The 19,145-nt window shown below is 39.1% G+C and carries 33 protein-coding genes; all 33 read left to right on the top strand.

Annotation, left to right across the window (positions count from 1 at the left end):
- The first annotated feature begins 10 nt into the window (after window positions 1-10).
- A complete protein-coding gene (gene rplB, locus K9V48_RS14540; RefSeq protein WP_224139686.1) occupies window positions 11-841 on the top strand; it encodes a 50S ribosomal protein L2 in 831 nt (276 codons plus the stop codon).
- Window positions 842-898: 57 nt separating this feature from the next.
- Window positions 899-1,177 carry a 30S ribosomal protein S19 gene (gene rpsS / locus K9V48_RS14535; protein ID WP_111618103.1) on the top strand — a complete coding sequence of 93 codons (279 nt, stop codon included), beginning with the start codon at window positions 899-901 and terminating at the stop codon, window positions 1,175-1,177.
- Between the two features lie 17 nt (window positions 1,178-1,194).
- Complete coding sequence (gene rplV, locus K9V48_RS14530) at window positions 1,195-1,539, top strand: 50S ribosomal protein L22 (protein WP_224139684.1); 345 nt, start codon at window positions 1,195-1,197, stop codon at window positions 1,537-1,539.
- Window positions 1,540-1,542: 3 nt separating this feature from the next.
- Window positions 1,543-2,199, top strand: a complete 657-nt coding sequence (gene rpsC, locus K9V48_RS14525) for a 30S ribosomal protein S3 (RefSeq protein ID WP_111618101.1) — start codon at window positions 1,543-1,545, stop codon at window positions 2,197-2,199.
- 1 nt (window position 2,200) lies between these two features.
- Window positions 2,201-2,635, top strand: coding sequence for a 50S ribosomal protein L16 (rplP, locus tag K9V48_RS14520; protein WP_224139682.1), 435 nt, complete (start codon window positions 2,201-2,203; stop codon window positions 2,633-2,635).
- The gene (rpmC, locus tag K9V48_RS14515; RefSeq protein WP_095301363.1) at window positions 2,625-2,828 is read left to right on the top strand and encodes a 50S ribosomal protein L29; all 204 of its coding nucleotides are present in this window, start codon (window positions 2,625-2,627) and stop codon (window positions 2,826-2,828) included. Before rplP ends, rpmC begins: the two co-directional genes overlap by 11 nt.
- 20 nt (window positions 2,829-2,848) lie before the next feature.
- On the top strand, window positions 2,849-3,112 hold the full coding sequence (rpsQ, locus tag K9V48_RS14510; RefSeq protein WP_224139681.1) for a 30S ribosomal protein S17: 264 nt from the start codon (window positions 2,849-2,851) through the stop codon (window positions 3,110-3,112).
- A 39-nt stretch (window positions 3,113-3,151) separates the two neighbouring features.
- Entirely contained in the window at window positions 3,152-3,520 is a 369-nt protein-coding gene (rplN, locus tag K9V48_RS14505) for a 50S ribosomal protein L14 (protein ID WP_111618097.1), read from the top strand.
- Window positions 3,521-3,557: 37 nt separating this feature from the next.
- On the top strand, window positions 3,558-3,869 hold the full coding sequence (rplX, locus tag K9V48_RS14500) for a 50S ribosomal protein L24 (protein ID WP_111618096.1): 312 nt from the start codon (window positions 3,558-3,560) through the stop codon (window positions 3,867-3,869).
- A gap of 25 nt (window positions 3,870-3,894) precedes the next feature.
- Window positions 3,895-4,434 (top strand): 50S ribosomal protein L5, encoded by a 540-nt coding sequence (rplE, locus tag K9V48_RS14495; RefSeq protein WP_224139678.1) that lies wholly within the window; start codon window positions 3,895-3,897, stop codon window positions 4,432-4,434.
- A gap of 24 nt (window positions 4,435-4,458) precedes the next feature.
- The gene (locus K9V48_RS14490) at window positions 4,459-4,644 is read left to right on the top strand and encodes a type Z 30S ribosomal protein S14 (RefSeq protein WP_111618094.1); all 186 of its coding nucleotides are present in this window, start codon (window positions 4,459-4,461) and stop codon (window positions 4,642-4,644) included.
- Between the two features lie 31 nt (window positions 4,645-4,675).
- The gene (gene rpsH / locus K9V48_RS14485; RefSeq protein ID WP_111618093.1) at window positions 4,676-5,074 is read left to right on the top strand and encodes a 30S ribosomal protein S8; all 399 of its coding nucleotides are present in this window, start codon (window positions 4,676-4,678) and stop codon (window positions 5,072-5,074) included.
- A gap of 29 nt (window positions 5,075-5,103) precedes the next feature.
- Complete coding sequence (rplF, locus tag K9V48_RS14480) at window positions 5,104-5,643, top strand: 50S ribosomal protein L6 (RefSeq protein ID WP_111618092.1); 540 nt, start codon at window positions 5,104-5,106, stop codon at window positions 5,641-5,643.
- Between the two features lie 33 nt (window positions 5,644-5,676).
- Complete coding sequence (gene rplR, locus K9V48_RS14475; RefSeq protein ID WP_224139676.1) at window positions 5,677-6,039, top strand: 50S ribosomal protein L18; 363 nt, start codon at window positions 5,677-5,679, stop codon at window positions 6,037-6,039.
- Window positions 6,040-6,062: 23 nt separating this feature from the next.
- Window positions 6,063-6,563: a 30S ribosomal protein S5 gene (rpsE, locus tag K9V48_RS14470; protein WP_224139674.1), complete on the top strand. Its 501-nt coding sequence runs from the start codon at window positions 6,063-6,065 to the stop codon at window positions 6,561-6,563.
- Between the two features lie 12 nt (window positions 6,564-6,575).
- Window positions 6,576-6,758, top strand: a complete 183-nt coding sequence (gene rpmD, locus K9V48_RS14465; RefSeq protein WP_066330409.1) for a 50S ribosomal protein L30 — start codon at window positions 6,576-6,578, stop codon at window positions 6,756-6,758.
- Between the two features lie 31 nt (window positions 6,759-6,789).
- Window positions 6,790-7,230, top strand: coding sequence for a 50S ribosomal protein L15 (gene rplO / locus K9V48_RS14460; RefSeq protein ID WP_111618089.1), 441 nt, complete (start codon window positions 6,790-6,792; stop codon window positions 7,228-7,230).
- A complete protein-coding gene (secY, locus tag K9V48_RS14455; protein WP_224139672.1) occupies window positions 7,230-8,522 on the top strand; it encodes a preprotein translocase subunit SecY in 1,293 nt (430 codons plus the stop codon). Before rplO ends, secY begins: the two co-directional genes overlap by 1 nt.
- Before the next feature lie 57 nt (window positions 8,523-8,579).
- Complete coding sequence (locus K9V48_RS14450) at window positions 8,580-9,242, top strand: adenylate kinase (protein ID WP_224139671.1); 663 nt, start codon at window positions 8,580-8,582, stop codon at window positions 9,240-9,242.
- A complete protein-coding gene (gene map / locus K9V48_RS14445; protein WP_224139670.1) occupies window positions 9,229-9,975 on the top strand; it encodes a type I methionyl aminopeptidase in 747 nt (248 codons plus the stop codon). The genes K9V48_RS14450 and map overlap by 14 nt, the downstream gene beginning before the upstream one ends.
- Before the next feature lie 309 nt (window positions 9,976-10,284).
- Window positions 10,285-10,503 carry a translation initiation factor IF-1 gene (gene infA, locus K9V48_RS14435; RefSeq protein WP_010191517.1) on the top strand — a complete coding sequence of 73 codons (219 nt, stop codon included), beginning with the start codon at window positions 10,285-10,287 and terminating at the stop codon, window positions 10,501-10,503.
- Window positions 10,504-10,538: 35 nt separating this feature from the next.
- The gene (rpmJ, locus tag K9V48_RS14430; protein WP_003156543.1) at window positions 10,539-10,652 is read left to right on the top strand and encodes a 50S ribosomal protein L36; all 114 of its coding nucleotides are present in this window, start codon (window positions 10,539-10,541) and stop codon (window positions 10,650-10,652) included.
- 22 nt (window positions 10,653-10,674) lie between these two features.
- The gene (gene rpsM, locus K9V48_RS14425) at window positions 10,675-11,040 is read left to right on the top strand and encodes a 30S ribosomal protein S13 (RefSeq protein ID WP_111618085.1); all 366 of its coding nucleotides are present in this window, start codon (window positions 10,675-10,677) and stop codon (window positions 11,038-11,040) included.
- Between the two features lie 22 nt (window positions 11,041-11,062).
- Window positions 11,063-11,452: a 30S ribosomal protein S11 gene (gene rpsK, locus K9V48_RS14420; protein ID WP_066330403.1), complete on the top strand. Its 390-nt coding sequence runs from the start codon at window positions 11,063-11,065 to the stop codon at window positions 11,450-11,452.
- 179 nt (window positions 11,453-11,631) lie between these two features.
- Window positions 11,632-12,576 (top strand): DNA-directed RNA polymerase subunit alpha, encoded by a 945-nt coding sequence (locus K9V48_RS14415; RefSeq protein WP_111618084.1) that lies wholly within the window; start codon window positions 11,632-11,634, stop codon window positions 12,574-12,576.
- A 119-nt stretch (window positions 12,577-12,695) separates the two neighbouring features.
- The gene (rplQ, locus tag K9V48_RS14410; RefSeq protein ID WP_224139669.1) at window positions 12,696-13,091 is read left to right on the top strand and encodes a 50S ribosomal protein L17; all 396 of its coding nucleotides are present in this window, start codon (window positions 12,696-12,698) and stop codon (window positions 13,089-13,091) included.
- A gap of 572 nt (window positions 13,092-13,663) precedes the next feature.
- Window positions 13,664-14,503: an energy-coupling factor ABC transporter ATP-binding protein gene (locus tag K9V48_RS14405; RefSeq protein WP_224139668.1), complete on the top strand. Its 840-nt coding sequence runs from the start codon at window positions 13,664-13,666 to the stop codon at window positions 14,501-14,503.
- A complete protein-coding gene (locus tag K9V48_RS14400) occupies window positions 14,479-15,345 on the top strand; it encodes an energy-coupling factor ABC transporter ATP-binding protein (protein WP_224139667.1) in 867 nt (288 codons plus the stop codon). Before K9V48_RS14405 ends, K9V48_RS14400 begins: the two co-directional genes overlap by 25 nt.
- Window positions 15,342-16,139, top strand: coding sequence for an energy-coupling factor transporter transmembrane component T family protein (locus tag K9V48_RS14395; RefSeq protein ID WP_224139666.1), 798 nt, complete (start codon window positions 15,342-15,344; stop codon window positions 16,137-16,139). Before K9V48_RS14400 ends, K9V48_RS14395 begins: the two co-directional genes overlap by 4 nt.
- A gap of 6 nt (window positions 16,140-16,145) precedes the next feature.
- Complete coding sequence (truA, locus tag K9V48_RS14390) at window positions 16,146-16,889, top strand: tRNA pseudouridine(38-40) synthase TruA (protein WP_224139665.1); 744 nt, start codon at window positions 16,146-16,148, stop codon at window positions 16,887-16,889.
- A 152-nt stretch (window positions 16,890-17,041) separates the two neighbouring features.
- Window positions 17,042-17,479, top strand: coding sequence for a 50S ribosomal protein L13 (gene rplM, locus K9V48_RS14385; RefSeq protein ID WP_111618078.1), 438 nt, complete (start codon window positions 17,042-17,044; stop codon window positions 17,477-17,479).
- 20 nt (window positions 17,480-17,499) lie between these two features.
- Window positions 17,500-17,892 (top strand): 30S ribosomal protein S9, encoded by a 393-nt coding sequence (rpsI, locus tag K9V48_RS14380; protein ID WP_224139664.1) that lies wholly within the window; start codon window positions 17,500-17,502, stop codon window positions 17,890-17,892.
- A 315-nt stretch (window positions 17,893-18,207) separates the two neighbouring features.
- A partial coding sequence (locus tag K9V48_RS14375; RefSeq protein ID WP_224139663.1) for a peptidoglycan-binding domain-containing protein occupies window positions 18,208-19,145 on the top strand: 938 nt, incomplete at its 3' end.

Raw genomic sequence — 19,145 nt, 5'->3', positions numbered from 1 at the left:
GGATATCGATATGGCGATTAAAAAATATAAACCGACCACTAATGGTCGTCGTAATATGACAGTATCTGATTTTGCTGAAATTACTACAGACAAACCAGAAAAGTCATTACTTGCGCCTCTTCACAGAAAAGGTGGACGTAATAACCAAGGTAAACTTACAGTTCGTCACCAAGGGGGCGGACATAAACGCCAATATCGTGTGATCGATTTTAAACGCGACAAAGATGGTATACCAGGACGCGTTGCTACAATCGAGTACGATCCAAATCGTTCTGCAAATATCGCACTTATCAACTATGTTGATGGTGAGAAAAGATACATTCTTGCACCTAAAAACCTTAAAGTAGGTTTAGAAGTTATGTCTGGTCCTGAAGCAGACATCAAAGTAGGTAATGCATTACCGTTACAAAACATTCCAGTTGGTACTGTTATTCACAATATCGAATTAAAACCTGGTAAAGGTGGACAATTAGTTCGTTCAGCTGGTACTTCTGCTCAAGTATTGGGTAAAGAAGGTAAATATGTACTTGTACGTTTAAACTCTGGTGAGGTTCGTATGATTTTAGCTACTTGTCGTGCTACTGTAGGTCAAGTTGGTAATGAGCAACATGAACTTATCAACATTGGTAAAGCAGGTCGTTCTCGTTGGTTAGGTATACGTCCAACAGTACGTGGATCTGTAATGAACCCGAATGACCATCCACACGGTGGTGGTGAAGGACGCTCTCCAATCGGACGTAAATCACCAATGTCACCATGGGGTAAACCGACACTTGGTGCTAAAACTCGTAAAAAGAAAAACAAATCAGATAAGTTTATCGTACGTCGTCGTAAAAAATAACGTGGTTGAACTACGGTTCAATCGAACCGTAGCACGATCGCGAAGGGAGGTACTATCATGGGCCGTAGCTTAAAAAAGGGACCATTCGTGGATGAACATTTAATTAACAAAGTTGAAAAATTAAATGAAACGGAAAAGAAACAAGTAATTAAAACTTGGTCTCGCCGTTCTACTATTTTCCCACAATTCATTGGTCACACTATCGCAGTTTATGATGGACGTAAACATGTTCCTGTATATGTAACTGAGGACATGGTAGGTCACAAACTTGGTGAGTTTGCACCTACACGTACGTACAAAGGTCATGCAAGTGATGACAAAAAAACAAGACGTTAATGAGAGGAGGCATTTAAATGCAACAATCTAAAGCTGTCGCAAGAACAGTTCGTATTGCTCCTCGTAAAGTTCGTTTAGTTCTTGATCTTATTCGAGGTAAGCAAGTAGGCGAAGCTGTAGCGATTCTAAATCACACGCCAAAGGCTGCTTCACCAGTTGTAGAAAAAGTATTAAAGTCAGCAGTAGCAAACGCTGAGCACAACTATGAAATGGACATCAATAGCTTAGTTGTAACTGAAGCTTACGCAAACGAAGGTCCAACTCTTAAACGTTTCCGTCCACGTGCACAAGGTCGTGCAAGTGCAATTAACAAACGTACGAGTCACATTACAATTATTTTATCAGAAAAGAAGGAGGGATAATCCGTGGGTCAAAAGGTACATCCAGTCGGTCTTCGTATTGGAGTTATTCGTGATTGGGAATCAAAATGGTTCGCAGGTAAAGATTACTCAACTCTTTTACATGAAGATATTAAAATTCGTGAATATGTTAGCAAGCGCCTAAACGATGCATCTGTATCTAAGATTGAGATCGAACGTGCTGCTAATCGTGTAAATGTTACTATCCACACTGCTAAACCTGGTATGGTAATCGGTAAAGGTGGAACGGAAGTAGAAGCATTACGTAAAGCACTTAACCAATTAACTAATAAACGCGTACACATCAATATCTTAGAAATTAAGAGAGCTGATTTAGACGCAAAATTAGTTGCTGATAATATCGCACGTCAATTAGAGAATCGTATTTCTTTCCGTCGTGCTCAAAAACAAACTATTCAACGTGCTATGCGCGCTGGTGCTCAAGGTATCAAAACTCAAGTATCTGGCCGTCTAGGTGGAGCAGATATTGCACGTGCTGAGCATTATAGCGAAGGAACAGTTCCACTTCACACACTTCGTGCTGATATCGATTACGGAACAGCTGAAGCTGATACAACTTACGGTAAATTAGGAGTAAAAGTTTGGATCTATCGTGGAGAGGTTCTTCCTACAAAGAAGAAAACTGAGGAAGGAGGAAAATAATATGTTATTGCCAAAACGCGTAAAATATCGTAGAGAGCACCGTGGAAAAATGCGTGGTCGTGCAAAAGGTGGTACTGAGGTACATTTCGGTGAGTTTGGTATTCAAGCTCAAGAAGCATCTTGGATCACGAACCGTCAAATCGAGGCTGCTCGTATTGCGATGACACGTTATATGAAACGTGGCGGTAAAGTTTGGATTAAAATCTTCCCTTCAAAACCTTATACTGCAAAACCTCTAGAGGTACGTATGGGATCTGGTAAAGGTGCTCCTGAAGGTTGGGTAGCTGTTGTTAAACCTGGTAAAGTATTATTCGAAATTTCTGGTGTATCTGAAGAGGTAGCACGTGAAGCTTTACGTTTAGCTGCTCACAAATTACCAATTAAAACGAAATTCGTAAAACGTGAAGAAATTGGTGGTGAATCTAATGAAAGCTAATGAAATTCGTGACCTTACCACTGCTGAAATAGAACAAAAGGTAAAGTCTTTAAAAGAAGAGTTATTTAATCTTCGCTTTCAACTGGCGACGGGACAATTAGAAAATACTGCTCGCATTCGTGAAGTTCGTAAATCGATCGCTCGTATGAAAACTGTTATCCGTGAAAGAGAGATCGCAGCTAATAATCGTTAATAAGAGAGGAGGTTTACACTATGAGTGAACGTAACCAACGTAAAGTGTATACTGGTCGTGTTGTTTCTGACAAAATGGATAAGACGATTACTGTTCTTGTTGAAACTTACAAAACACACTCACTATACGGCAAACGAGTTAAATACTCTAAGAAGTTCAAATCACATGATGAAAACAATCAAGCGAAGATTGGTGACATCGTTAAAATAATGGAAACTCGTCCATTATCTGCTACTAAACGTTTTCGTTTATTAGAGGTTGTAGAAGAGTCAATTATTATCTAATTTAGTTTAAATAGTTAATTCCGAGGGGAGGTAACATAAGTGATCCAACAAGAATCTCGTTTAAAAGTTGCTGACAATTCCGGTGCTCGTGAAGTACTTACAATTAAAGTATTAGGCGGATCTGGTCGTAAAACTGCTAATATTGGTGATGTTATTGTTTGTACGGTAAAACAAGCAACACCAGGTGGCGTTGTCAAAAAAGGTGAAGTAGTTAAAGCTGTAATCGTACGTACTAAGAGTGGAGCTCGTCGTACTGACGGTTCATATATTAAATTTGATGAAAATGCATGTGTTATCATCCGTGATGACAAAAGTCCGCGTGGAACACGTATTTTCGGACCTGTTGCGCGTGAATTACGTGATAGCAACTATATGAAAATTGTTTCTTTAGCTCCAGAAGTTCTATAATAAATTTTGATTGCCTTACTAAGGAGGTGCAACTAGGATGCATGTTAAAAAAGGTGATAAAGTAATGGTTATCTCTGGTAAGGATAAAGGTAAACAAGGCGTTGTTCTTGAATCTTTTCCTAAAAAAGATCGTGTAATTGTTGAAGGTGTTAATGTAGTGAAGAAGCACTCTAAACCTTCTCAAGCTAACCCACAGGGTGGAATCTTAAGCCACGAGGCACCTATCCATGTATCAAATGTTATGCCACTTGATCCAAAATCTGGTGAGCCAACTCGCGTTGGTTATAAAGTGGTAGACGGTAAAAAGGTACGTGTAGCAAAAAAATCTGGTGAAACTTTAGATAAATAGTAAATAAGGAAGGGAGGTCAAGTTCATGAACCGCCTTAAAGAAAAGTATCAAAAAGAAATTACACCTGCTTTAATGAGCAAGTTCTCATATAGCTCTGTAATGCAAGCTCCAAAATTAGAAAAAATCGTTATCAACATGGGTGTTGGTGATGCTGTTGCTAACTCAAAAGCTCTTGATGTAGCTGTTGAGGAATTAGCGCAAATTTCTGGTCAAAAGCCAGTAGTAACAAAAGCAAAGAAATCAATCGCAGGTTTCCGTTTACGTGAAGGAATGCCAATCGGTGCAAAAGTAACACTACGCGGTGAGCGTATGTATGAATTCTTTGACAAATTAGTATCTGTTTCATTACCACGTGTACGTGACTTCCGTGGAGTTTCTAAGAAATCTTTTGACGGTCGCGGTAACTACACTTTAGGTGTTAAGGAACAATTAATTTTTCCAGAGATTGATTATGATAAAGTAAATAAAGTTCGTGGTATGGACATCGTTATCGTAACGACTGCCAATACTGATGAAGAAGCACGCGAACTATTAACACAGTTCGGTATGCCGTTCCAAAAATAATCGCTAGTAAAGGGAGGCGAAATTGTGGCTAAAAAATCAATGATTGTTAAGCAAAAACGTACGCAGAAGTTTAAAGTACAAGAGTACACTCGCTGCGAACGTTGCGGACGTCCACATTCAGTACTACGCAAATTTAAGCTTTGCCGTATTTGTTTCCGTGAACTTGCTTACAAAGGTCAAATTCCAGGCGTGAAAAAAGCTAGCTGGTAAAACCGTAAAACGGGAAGGAGGTTATTTAGTAATGGTTATGACAGATCCTATTGCAGATATGCTTACTCGCATTCGTAATGCGAACATGGTACGTCACGAAAAACTTGAGTTTCCTGCATCTAAAATCAAGAAAGAAGTTGCAGAAATCCTTAAGCGTGAAGGTTTCGTACGTGATGTAGAATATGTAGAAGACAACAAACAAGGCATTATTCGTATTTTCATGAAATACGGTGCAAATAATGAACGTGTAATCACTGGTCTAAAAAGAATTAGCAAACCAGGCTTACGTGTATATGCAAAAGCTGATGAAGTACCTCGTGTACTTAACGGATTAGGTATTGCGATCGTTTCAACTTCTCAAGGCGTTTTGTCTGACAAAGAAGCTCGTGCAAAACAAACTGGTGGAGAAGTATTAGCATACGTTTGGTAATAAGTTGAAAATGAATGGAGGTGTAATGAATGTCTCGTATTGGTAAGAAACCAATTGAAATTCCTGCAGGTGTTACAGTTACGATCGCTGATGATAATACTGTAACAGTAAAGGGTGCTAAAGGTGAGTTAACTCGCTCATTCAGCCCTGATATGATTATTAAAGTTGAAGAGAACGTCTTAACTGTTAGTCGTCCTTCTGAAATTAAAGAACACCGTGCACTTCACGGTACAACACGTAGTCTACTAGGAAATATGGTAGAAGGTGTTTCTAAAGGCTTTGAAAGAGGATTAGAGCTTATCGGTGTCGGTTACCGTGCTACTAAATCTGGAGATAAATTAGTTCTTAACGTTGGTTACTCACATCCTGTTGAGATCACACCTGAATCAGGTATTGAAATCGATGTGCCATCTCAAACTAAGGTTGTTGTAAAAGGTACTGACAAAGAGCGTGTAGGTGCTATTGCAGCTAACATTCGTGACGTTCGTCCACCAGAGCCTTATAAAGGTAAAGGTATTCGCTACGAAGGCGAATTTGTTCGTCGTAAAGAAGGTAAAACTGCGAAGTAATATCGCCTAGATGATAAGAAAGGAGTGACCTAAATGATTACTAAGGCTGATAAAAATGCTGTACGTAAAAAAAGACATGCGCGTGTTCGTGCTAAGTTAACTGGGACTACTACTCGTCCTCGTCTAAACGTATTTCGTTCAAATCAACATATTTACGCACAAGTAATTGATGATTCAAACTCAGTTACGTTGGTAAGTGCTTCTACTTTAGATAAAGATTTAAATCTTACTTCAAATAGTAATCTTGAAGCTGCACAAAAAGTTGGCGAATTAGTAGCTAAACGTGCTGTTGAAAAAGGCGTTAAATCTGTCGTTTTTGATCGTGGAGGATATTTATATCATGGTCGTATTAAAGCTCTAGCTGATGCTGCACGTGAAGCTGGACTTGAATTTTAATCAGAAAAGGAGGGACATACAGAATGCGTCGTATTGATCCAAACAAATTAGAACTTGAAGAACGCGTAGTTACCGTTAACCGCGTAGCTAAAGTTGTTAAAGGTGGACGCCGTTTCCGTTTTGCAGCACTTGTTGTTGTAGGAGATAAAAACGGTCACGTAGGTTTCGGTACTGGTAAAGCACAAGAGGTACCAGAAGCGATCCGTAAAGCTATTGAAGATGCAAAGAAAAACCTAATTGAAGTATCGATGGTAGGTACAACAATTCCTCACCAAATTATCGGTCAATTTGGAGCAGGAAATGTTCTATTAATACCAGCTGGTGAAGGTACTGGAGTTATCGCTGGAGGACCTGTTCGTGCGGTATTAGAATTAGCAGGTGTTTCAGATATACTTTCTAAATCTTTAGGTTCAAACACTCCAATTAATATGATTCGTGCAACTATTGCAGGATTAAATGATTTGAAGAGTGCTGAAGAAGTTGCTAAGTTACGTGGCAAAACGGTAGAAGAACTGTTAGGATAAGGAGGGAACAAGATGGCGAATAAGTTAGAAATTACCCTCACTCGCAGTGTAATTGGTCGTCCTGAAGATCAACGTATTACTGTTAGAACGCTTGGACTAAAAAAGTTACACCAAACTGTAGTACAAGATGATAATCCTGCGATTCGCGGTATGATTAATAAAGTTGCTCACTTAGTTACAGTTAAAGAACAATAAAAGAATAATAAATAATTAAGGAGGTGTCTCGATGAAACTTCATGAGTTGAAACCCGCAGAAGGTTCACGTAAAACACGTAATCGTGTAGGTCGTGGTACTGGTTCTGGTAACGGTAAAACAGCTGGTAAAGGTCACAAAGGACAAAATGCTCGTTCTGGTGGTGGAGTTCGTCCTGGATTTGAAGGTGGTCAAACTCCTTTGTTCCAACGCTTACCTAAACGCGGATTTACGAACATTAACCGTAAGGACTTTGCTATTGTCAACCTTTCGACACTTAATCGTTTTGAAGAGGGTACTGAAGTAACTCCAGATCTATTGCTTGAAACAGGTATTGTTAGCAATGTTAAATCAGGAGTGAAAATCCTTGGTAATGGTCAATTAGAGAAAAAACTTACTGTTAAAGCTAACAAATTCTCTGCTTCTGCTAAAGAAGCGATTGAATCTGCTGGCGGTACAGTTGAGGTGATCTAATGTTTAAAACAATCTCCAATTTTATGCGCGTGGGTGATATTAGAAATAAAATACTATTCACCCTTTTAATGTTAGTAGTATTTCGTATTGGTACGTTCATTCCTGTGCCGAATGTCAATGCAGATGTTCTTAAAGCACAGGATGAATTGAATGTATTCGGAATCTTGAACACATTCGGTGGCGGTGCATTATTTAATTTTTCTATCTTAGCGATGGGAATAATGCCATATATCACTGCTTCGATCATCATTCAACTATTGCAGATGGATGTTGTACCGAAATTTACTGAATGGTCAAAACAAGGTGATGTTGGGCGTCGTAAGCTCGCTCAATTTACAAGATACTTTACTATAATATTAGGTTTCATCCAGGCGTTAGGTATGTCCTATGGGTTCAATGTACAGTCAGGTGGATTGCTTATCAAGAATCCTGGCGTTGGGACTTACTTAATAATTGCGATTGTATTAACTGCTGGAACAGCATTTTTAATGTGGTTAGGAGAACAAATCACTTCTAAAGGTGTTGGAAATGGAATTTCCATTATCATCTTTGCTGGGATTGCTGCAGGTATTCCTACAACTGTTAACCAAATTTATGCACAGCAATTTGAAAATGCAGGTGATCAACTGTTTATTCGGATCATAACAGTTGTGATACTTATATTAGCAATATTAGCTGTTGTAGTTGGAACAATCTTTATTCAACAAGCACTTCGTAAAATACCAATCCAGTACGCTAAACGATCTGGTAGTAGCAATATGGGTGGAGGTCAATCGACTCACCTTCCTCTAAAGGTTAATCCTGCAGGTGTAATTCCTGTTATCTTTGCGATATCCTTTATTATTACACCACCGACGATTGCAGCGTTCTTTGGTTCTAACGATGTAACGAATTGGATTCAGAAAACGTTCGATTATACACAACCTATTGGGATGATACTTTATATCATTTTAATTATTGCTTTTGCATATTTCTATACATTTGTTCAAGTGAACCCTGAACAAATGGCTGAAAACTTGAAGAAGCAAGGCGGCTATATACCTGGTATTCGTCCAGGTAAGAATACGCAGGAGTACGTTACTAAGGTATTATATCGTCTAACTTTTGTTGGTTCTATTTTCTTAGCGGCTATAGCTGTCCTTCCTGTTTTCTTTATTAACTTTGCTGGCCTTCCTCAATCCGCTCAGATTGGTGGAACGAGCTTACTTATTGTTGTAGGGGTTGCCCTTGAAACAATGAAGCAGCTTGAGAGTCAGTTAGTAAAGCGCCATTACAAAGGCTTTATCAAATAATGGGAATTCGGGAAATATTTCCCATTCCCTCAAATAGAGGCTGAGGGGGAAATACAAATGAATCTAGTATTGATGGGTCTGCCGGGAGCTGGAAAAGGCACTCAGGCCGAGCGTATTGTAGAGAAATATGATATCCCTCATATCTCAACAGGAGATATGTTCAGAGCTGCTATGAAGGAAGAAACAGAACTAGGTCTACAAGCTAAGTCATTTATTGACAAAGGTGAACTAGTGCCAGACGAAGTAACGATTGGTATTGTTCGTGATCGTTTAGGTAAAGATGATTGCCAAAAGGGTTTTCTTTTGGATGGCTTTCCTAGAACTGTTGCTCAAGCAAATGCGCTTGAAGGAATTTTAGCAGATCTTAACAAACAGATTGATTTTGTCATCAACATTGACGTGAAAAAAGATGTTCTGATGGAACGCTTGACAGGTCGCCGTATTTGTAAAAGTTGTGGAGCTACTTATCATTTAGTATTCAATCCACCTGCTGTAGCTGGTGTTTGCGATAAATGTGATGGAGAGCTTTATCAACGTGCAGATGATAATGAAGAAACGGTTGCAAACCGTTTGGAGGTTAACCTAAAGCAGACAGAACCATTATTAAACTTCTATAGTGATAAAGGCTATTTAAGAACAATTAATGGATATCAGGACATTGATCAGGTATTTGTTGATGTGGATCAGCTGCTTGGAGGATTAGTGCATGATCATTTGTAAGACCGAGCGTGAACTTGAAATTATGAGGGAAGCTGGTCGAATTGTAGCTCTAACACACCAAGAGCTACAGAAATATATTACACCAGGCATTACAACTAAGGAATTGGATGTAATTGCCGAAAAGTTTATTCGCTCATGTAATGCAATCCCTTCATTTAAAGGGTATAATGGGTTCCGCGGAAGCATTTGTGTTTCTGTTAATGAAGAACTCGTTCACGGAATACCTGGTGATCGTGTATTGCGTGAAGGAGATATTATTAGTATCGATATTGGTGCTAAATATAATGGATATCATGGTGATTCTGCTTGGACTTATCCTGTAGGTGAAATTTCTGATGAAACTCAGAGACTTTTAGATGTAACTGAGGAGTCTTTATATAAAGGACTTAAAGAAGCTAAACCTGGTGATAGATTATCAAACATCTCTCATGCAATTCAAACTTATGTTGAAGAATGTAATTTTTCAGTTGTAAGAGAATATGTCGGGCATGGTGTTGGGCAGGAATTACATGAAGATCCGCAAATTCCCCATTATGGTCCACCTAATAAAGGCCCAAGACTTAAGCCTGGAATGGTATTAGCAATTGAACCAATGGTAAATGCGGGTACTCGTTATGTTAAGACATTGGCTGATGATTGGACGGTTGTTACTGTAGATGGTAAAGTGTGTGCTCATTTTGAACATACAGTTGCCATTACGGAAACCGGCTATGAAATCCTTACAAAAGCGTAACCTGGGATGACATTGTTTGAACGAACCTAATTCGATTCCCAAGATATGTTTCCATTTCCTTGAATGAGGAAGCACCATTATGCCATATTGATTGGAAGTTTCGGATCTGATTTCGTTTATATACTTATGGAGAAAAGCGAAAGTTTAAATCTTCAAGTAAAAAGAATGTTCATCATCTAGAATTCTTTGTTGCGTATCTCCGGAAGTTCAGAACAGTATAATGGAAACAGGTCGTGCGACAAATGTGAAGGTTTTATGTCAGGTTTGTCAATGAGCAAGTTACTGATTTTGAGAAGGGAGAACAGTTCGATGGCGAAAGACGATGTAATTGAAGTAGAAGGAACTGTCATTGAAACATTGCCTAATGCAATGTTCAAGGTAGAACTTGAGAACGGTCATACGGTTTTGGCGCATGTATCTGGAAAGATTCGCATGCATTTCATTCGTATTTTACCTGGAGACAAAGTAACGGTAGAATTATCTCCATATGATTTAACTCGTGGCAGAATAACATACCGTTTTAAATAACTAGCACTCCGTACTACTAAGGAGGTATGAAAATCATGAAAGTCAGACCATCTGTTAAACCGATTTGTGAAAAATGTAAAGTCATTCGCAGAAAAGGCAAAGTCATGGTTATTTGTGAAAATCCTAAACATAAGCAAAAACAAGGTTAATCTATAAGGAGGTGCAAGCTTAATGGCTCGTATTGCAGGAGTTGATATTCCACGTGACAAGCGTGTTGTTATATCATTAACATATATTTTCGGTATCGGCCGTACGACTGCTCAGCAAGTATTAGCAGAAGCTGGAGTATCAGAAAATACTCGTGTACGTGATTTAACTGAAGATGAGTTAGGTAAAATTCGTGAAGCTATCGATAAGCTTAAAGTAGAAGGAGATCTTCGTCGTGAAATCTCTTTAAATATTAAACGTCTAATCGAAATCGGTTCATTCCGTGGTCTTCGCCATCGTCGTGGTTTACCAGTACGTGGACAAAACACGAAAAATAATGCTCGTACACGTAAAGGACCACGTCGTACAGTAGCAAACAAGAAAAAATAAGGTAAAAGGAGGTTAACCAATAATGGCACGTAAAACGAACACTCGTAAACGTCGTGTGAAAAAGAATATTGAGAGCGGAATTGCTCATATTCGTTCGACTTTCAATAACACGATTGTTACTATTACAGACACTCATGGTAATGCAATTTCATGGTCAAGTGCTGGTGCGTTAGGCTTTAGAGGTTCTCGTAAATCTACTCCTTTCGCTGCACAAATGGCTGCAGAAACTGCAGCAAAGGCATCTCAGGAGCATGGTTTAAAAACACTTGAAGTTACAGTTAAAGGACCAGGTGCAGGTCGTGAAGCAGCAATCCGCTCACTTCAAGCTGCTGGTTTAGAAGTAACTGCAATTAGAGATGTTACACCAGTTCCACATAACGGATGCCGTCCGCCAAAACGTCGTCGTGTGTAATTTTTCTGTATAGATTTTGTATCCCTGTCTATAATGGGTTATGATACAGTATATAAGTTCTAGCAGAATCACTTTGTTGTTGTGCACATTCGGGAACTTTTGAATGGGGAATTTCGGTTAGACGGTATAAAACTCTTTAGTCTAGCCGGGGTTTCGACGTTTTGAAGGAGGGTTTATAGATGATAGAAATTGAAAAACCAAAAATCGAAACGGTTGAAATCAGCGATGATACCAAATATGGTAAATTTGTTGTCGAGCCACTTGAGCGTGGATATGGTACAACTTTGGGTAACTCCTTACGTCGTATCCTATTATCTTCACTCCCTGGTGCCGCTGTAACATCGATCCAAATAGATGGTGTACTTCATGAGTTTTCAACGATCGAAGGTGTTGTTGAAGATGTTACTTCGATTATCTTAAACATCAAAAAGCTTGCTCTTAAAATCTATTCTGATGAAGAAAAGACGCTTGAAATTGATGTTCAAGGTGAAGGAAGTGTTAAAGCTTCTGATATTACTCATGATAGTGATGTTGAAATTCTGAATCCAGATCTTCATATCGCAACTCTTGCATCAGATGCTAGCTTTAGAATGCGATTAACAGCTAAACGTGGGCGTGGTTACACTCCAGCTGTTTCAAACAAAAGAGAAGATCAACCAATTGGAGTCATTCCAGTTGATTCAATCTTTACACCAGTATCACGTGTTTCTTATCAAGTAGAGAAAACACGCGTTGGCCAAGTTGCTAACTATGATAAACTGATGCTTGATGTTTGGACTGATGGTAGTACTGGTCCCAAAGAGGCAATCGCATTAGCTTCAAAGATCCTTACAGAACACTTAAATATTTTTGTAGGGCTTACTGATGAGGCTCAAAATGCAGAGATTATGGTTGAAAAAGAAGAGGATCAAAAAGAAAAAGTTCTTGAGATGACAATTGAAGAATTAGATCTTTCTGTCCGTTCTTACAACTGTTTAAAACGTGCTGGAATTAATACAGTACAAGAGCTTGCTCATAAAACAGAAGAAGATATGATGAAGGTTCGTAATCTCGGTCGTAAATCTCTTGAAGAAGTTAAGGCAAAATTAGAAGAACTAGGTTTAGGTCTTCGAAAAGACGACTGACGACTAGTTAGAACTGTAACTAGCGTTTTCGTATGTTTTAATTGAATATATGTTTCTTTTAATAGCAAAGTAACTTTTTCTAAAAAACATACATTATACAACGAAGGAGGGGACATCTCATGTCATACAGAAAATTAGGCCGTACTAGTGCTCAACGTAAAGCGATGCTTCGTGATTTAACTACTGATTTGATCATTAGTGAGCGCATCGAAACTACTGAAGCTCGTGCTAAAGAATTACGTTCAACTGTTGAAAAGATGATTACTTTAGGAAAGCGTGGAGACCTTCATGCTCGCCGTCAAGCTGCATCTTATGTACGTAATGAAGTTGCTGAGGTTGTAACGATTACAACTGAAGAAGGTCAAGAAAAAGATAAACCGAAATATGCTTTAGAAAAGCTTTTCAGTGATATCGCTCCACGTTACGAAGATCGCCAAGGCGGTTATACTCGTATCATGAAACTTGGACCTCGTCGCGGTGACGGTGCTCCAATGGTTATTATTGAATTAGTTTAATTACATTTATTACAACAAGGGCGTGACAGTTGCAAGACTGGATCAATGCCCTTTTTTTATACGATTTATTTTAGGTTTTAACATAGTATAGTGTCTAGTGCTAGCATCTAAAGCTTTTAGCATTTAACGACTCGCGAATGGTGGGGAGGGTTACACTTCCTGTTATTCATGAGGTTTATAATTTGTCCTAAGGTGTTTAGCCATTTACGCTTTCTTAGGGATTAGAAAGTATAGCCTTTCTAACTTACTTTAAGTTAGAGGAAATTATAAAATTCTTGTACTGTGCATAAGCGCACGACATCCAGCCGCAGCGCCTAGCCCCTCTTGGGTCTATGCCACTTTTGAATTGAAGGTAAAAAACACCTTCTATTCAAAAGCGTCTTATGTGCCCGAGGCTGATCAAGGCGCTTCCGCTTTTGTGTTCAGTGTCTTGCTCCGCACCAAGCCACTATTGGGTTATAAGTCCCTCATAAAATGAAGGTAAAGTAACCTTCATTTCATGAGTGTCTTATGTGCCCTGAGCTAACTAAGGAGCTTGCACTTTTCTAGATAGAGATTAGGAGAGACGAGTGATGGGTCAATCAATCATAGATGTTGAAAACGTAACATTCCATTATCATCAAGAAGCCTCGCCTGCATTAGAAAATGTTTCGTTACATGTGAATCAAGGTGAATGGCTTGCAATTGTTGGCCATAATGGCTCTGGTAAATCTACATTAGCACGTATATTAAATGGATTATTTATTCCTACTAGTGGAGTCGTTCGTGTGTGCGGGATTGAGCTTTCCGAGAAAACAATTTGGGATGTTCGGAAGCACGTTGGTATGGTATTCCAAAATCCGGATAATCAATTTGTCGGTTCAACCGTTAAAGATGATGTTGCATTTGGACTTGAGAATAATGGTATACCGAGGGATGAGATGATTAACAGGATCGAATCGGCTACAAAAAAGGTGAAAATGGAAGCCTTTCTTGAGCATGAACCACATCATCTTTCAGGAGGCCAGAAACAACGTGTAGCGATAGCTGGGGTAATAGCAGTGCAACCTGACATCATTATTTTAGATGAAGCGACATCAATGTTGGATCCACAAGGAAGAAGTGAGGTCATACAAACGGTGCGTGATCTCAATCGTCAAGGGTTGTTAACAGTTATTTCAATTACTCATGATTTAGAGGAAGCTTCAAGGGCTGATAGGATTATTGTTATGAATGGTGGGAAAAAGTTCGCTGAAGGAACACCCGAAGAAATATTTATGCTTGATGAAGAGCTTGTTAAAATAGGCTTGGATTTACCATTTCCTTTTATATTGAGTAAAAGGTTAAGAGAAGCTGGAGTTCCAATCTGTAAAAAACATCTTACTGAGGAAGGTCTGGTGAATGAGCTGTGGACATTACAATTAAAAATTTAGAACATCGTTATCAGGCTCGAACACCATTAGAAAGACTTGCTCTTTATGATATTAATTTATCGGTAAAAAAGGGAACCTATTTATCGATCATTGGACATACCGGTTCCGGTAAATCAACGATACTTCAGCATCTGAATGGATTGTTAAAGCCGACAAAGGGATCCATCCAAATTGGAGACCATATAATTGAGGCAGGGAAAAAACAAAAGCAACTGAAGGTTGTAAGAAGCCTAGTTGGAATTGTTTTTCAATTTCCTGAGCATCAGCTTTTTGAAGAAACAGTTGAGAAGGATATTGCCTTCGGACCAATAAATTTTGGCATGAGTGAAGAAGAAGCAATTGCCAAAGCAAGGAAGACCATAGAAATTGTTGGATTACCAGAATCGATTCTACAAAAATCGCCATTTGATTTAAGCGGTGGTCAAATGCGAAGGGTTGCGATTGCCGGTGTTTTGGCAATGGGTCCTGATGTTCTCGTCTTAGATGAGCCAACTGCAGGTTTGGACCCTAAAGGTAGGAAAGATATGATGGACTTATTTTATCAATTGCATAAGGAACAAAATCTTACAATTATCCTTGTTACCCATAGTATGGAGGATGCGGCTAAATATTCCGATGAAATTATCGTGATGCATAAGGGAACAATAGAAATGCAAGGCACTCCAAGGGAAGTTTTTAGTGAAGCTGAAAGGTTACGTACTCTTGGGCTGGATTTACCTGAAACAGTGAAATTTCAACGCCAGCTAGTTGAAAAGGGTTTATCCTTTCAAGAGGTACCACTTACTATAGATGAAACTGTTAATCAGATAAAGGCTCTTATGAAAGAGAGGGACCTTGTATGATGGACAGCATGATCATCGGGAAATATGTACCTGGTCACTCCCTTATTCATAAGATGGATTCACGTGCAAAATTAGTCATGATTTTCGCTTTTGTTTTTATTGTGTTTTTAGCGAATAATTTACTGACTTATTTAGTATTGGGGTTATTTACACTCCTAATTGTTTTATTAACAAAGTTACCAGTGCGCTTTTTACTGAAGGGTCTTAGACCAATTCTATGGATCATATTATTTACATTTATTCTCCATCTGATTGTAACTAAGGAAGGGGATATCCTGTTTGATTTAGGCTTTTTCCGCATATATGAAGAGGGTCTAAAGCAAGGGATTTATATTTCGTTACGATTTTTATATTTAATCTTAATGACAACCATTTTAACGCTTACGACGACACCAATTGAAATTACTGATGGAATGGAAAGCTTGTTGTCTCCTTTTAAAAAATTAGGTTTACCTGTGCATGAGCTTGCTTTAATGATGTCGATTTCATTACGATTTATACCTACGTTAATGGAAGAAACTGATAAAATCGCAAAAGCTCAAATGGCAAGGGGGGCTGACTTTACAAGCGGACCTATTAAAGATCGTTTGAAGGCAGTTGTTCCATTACTAGTTCCTTTATTTATTAGTGCATTTAAACGTGCAGAGGAATTGGCAACTGCGATGGAAGCAAGAGGTTATCAAGGTGGAGAAGGGCGGACAAAGCTAAGGCAGCTAAAATGGAAGACGCTTGACACTTCTGTCTTAACCTTACTGGTTGCATTAGGGCTAGTACTACTTTATTTACGGACCTAGGAGCAGATGATGAGAGTAAAATGTATTGTTTCTTACGATGGCACAAGATTTAGTGGATATCAGGTGCAACCAAACAAGAGAACAATCCAAGGGGAGATCGAAGAAGCCTTATGCAAGATTCATAAAGGGCAGTTAATTAAAATACATGCCTCTGGAAGAACCGATGCTTACGTTCATGCTATTGGACAAGTATTCCATTTTGATACCCATTTAGCCATTCCTGCTGAGAAATGGCCATATGCTTTAAATAGCTTGCTTCCTGAAGATATTGTCATTTTAGATGCTAGCAATGTCAATCATGATTTTCATTCACGCTATCACGCAACTGCTAAGGAATATCGCTATCGAATTCACCAACAAAAGATGGAAAATGTGTTTACAAGAAATTATAGCCTCCATTATCCATATAAGCTTGATTTGGATGCGATTAAACAGGCATGTACACATTTATGCGGTACGCACGATTTTACAAGTTTTTGCGTGGCTAAAACAGTGGTTGAAGACAAGGTTAGAACGATCAATTCCATTGAACTGATTGAAGATGGTTCAGAAATTATCTTTTGTTTTAATGGTAACGGATTCTTGTATAATATGGTAAGGATTCTTGTTGGGACATTATTAGATGTAGGACAAGGTTTAATTGATGCTGAGGATATACCTACTATTCTAAATGGGCGAGACAGAAGTTTAAGTGGTAAAACTGTTCCAGGTCACGGATTATATTTATGGAAAGTTTATTATGACAACTAAACCAGGTGTAACATTTTCTTGACAATATTGGCTTTAAGTTATATCATATCTAATGGTATGTATTTCAACCCCACGAATAAGCCCCGGAAACTTATCGTGTTATGAAATAGAAGAAGAACCATTTTAATATTTATTATCTAGGAGGGAATAACATGCGTACAACGTTTATGGCAAACGCTGGAAATATAGAACGTAAATGGTACGTAGTAGATGCTGCTGGTCAAACTCTTGGCCGTCTTTCAAGTGAAATTGCATCTATCTTACGTGGAAAGCATAAACCAACTTTCACACCACACGTTGACACTGGAGATCATGTGATCATCATCAACGCTGAGAAAATTGAATTAACAGGTAAAAAATTAACAGATAAAATTTACTACCGTCACAGTAATTTCCCAGGTGGATTAAAGCAAAGAACTGCTTTGGAAATGCGTACGAACTATCCTGAGAAAATGCTTGAATTAGCAATCAAAGGAATGCTTCCAAAAGGTTCTTTAGGTCGTCAAATCGGTAAAAAATTACATGTATACAGTGGTAGCGAACATCAACACCAAGCTCAACAACCTGAAGTTTACGAACTTCGCGGATAATTACTAAGGAGGTTATTAATTTGGCACAGGTTCAATATTATGGTACTGGCCGTCGTAAGAGCTCAGTCGCACGTGTGCGTCTAGTTCCAGGCGAAGGTCGTATTGTTGTAAATAGTCGTGATATTAAAGATTACATCCCATCAGCTGCTTTAATCGAAGATATTAAACAACCATTAAACTTAACTGAAACAACAGGTAACTACGATGTACTTGTAAATGTTGCAGGTGGCGGTACTACAGGTCAAGCTGGTGCAATCCGTCATGGTATTTCACGTGCTTTATTAGAAGCAGATCCAGAATATCGTGCTACACTTAAACGTGCTGGCATGTTAACTCGTGACGCTCGTATGAAAGAACGTAAAAAACCAGGTCTTAAAGGCGCTCGTCGTGCACCTCAGTTCTCAAAACGTTAATTTTTGGCGTTTCAAAGGCTCTCAAGCTTTTTGCTTGGGGGTCTTTTTGTCGTTTAGTGTTAAAATTCTTGTGCATATGTCCTCTTAAAGACCAAGTTAAAAAACAAAAAACCATTCTAATCTTCTTATTTGTCCGAAGCTGATTAAGGCGTTTGCGCTTATGTTTTAATTAAAAACCGTCTTTTTTCATGAAATCTGTTTTTATTTACAATAATTTTTTTGGAAAATACATTGAAGACTTTTAACAATATAAATAGAAATTTGGGAATAGTAAATTTGTCGCAAAAAATTTCTGCTTAAAGGATGGTGTGTTGAATGAAGAAATGGGATTCAATCATTCAATCTCGTAAAGGAAGAGTTTTAGGAAAGGGGATTAGCATTTTGGTGCTGTCCCTCATGCTGTTACTATCGATGTCATCTGTAAGTTTTGCTGTCGGCAAAGGAGCCCATGGACCAGATGTATTCGTCATTCAAGGAATGTTAAAATCCCTCGGTAGTTACGAAGGAGAAATTAATGGTGATTACGATAAGAAGACTGTTCGAGGTGTGAAGTATTTTCAGAAACAACATGGACTACCAGTTACAGGTTCAGTAGATAGTCGCACGTTTCAATCAATTATGTATTCTTATTCATCTTTGAAAGCCCCTTCACCATCTGGTGGAAAAGGTGGAGGTAAAGGCCCAGGTGGAGGTAAAGGCCCAGGTGAAGGTAAAGGCCCAGGTGAAGGTCCAGGAGCAGGTGAAGGTCCAGGAGCGGGTGAAGGTCCAGGAGCAGGTGAAGGTCCAGGAGCAGGTGAAGGTCCAGGAGCAGGCGAAGGTCCAGGAGCAGGTGAAGGTCGAGGAGCAGGTGAAGGTCGAGGAGCAGGTGAAGGTCCAGGAGCAGGTGAAGGTCGAGGAGCAGGTGAAGGTCGAGGAGCAGGTGAAGGTCCAGGAGCAGGTGAAGGCCGAGGAGCAGGTGAAGGTCCGGGAGCGGGTGAAGGTCGAGGAGCAGGTGAAGGTCCGGGAGCGGGTGAAGGTCCAGGAGCAGGCGAAGGTCCAGGAGCAGAAGAGGGTGAAGAAAAGGAATCTGAGCAAGGTCCGGGAAAAACTGAAGAACCAAGTAAGGGTCCAAATGAAGAACCAAGTAAAGAACCAAGTAAAGAACCAAGTAAGGGTCCAAGTGAAGAACCAAGTAAAGAACCAAGTAAGGGTCCAAGTGAAGAACCAAGTAAAGAACCAAGTAAGGGTCCAAGTGAAGAACCAAGTAAAGAACC

The organism is Metabacillus rhizolycopersici (assembly GCF_020075705.1).
The sequence above is the reverse complement of the archived record's forward strand: the minus strand, read 5'-3'. Positions and strand labels throughout refer to the sequence as shown.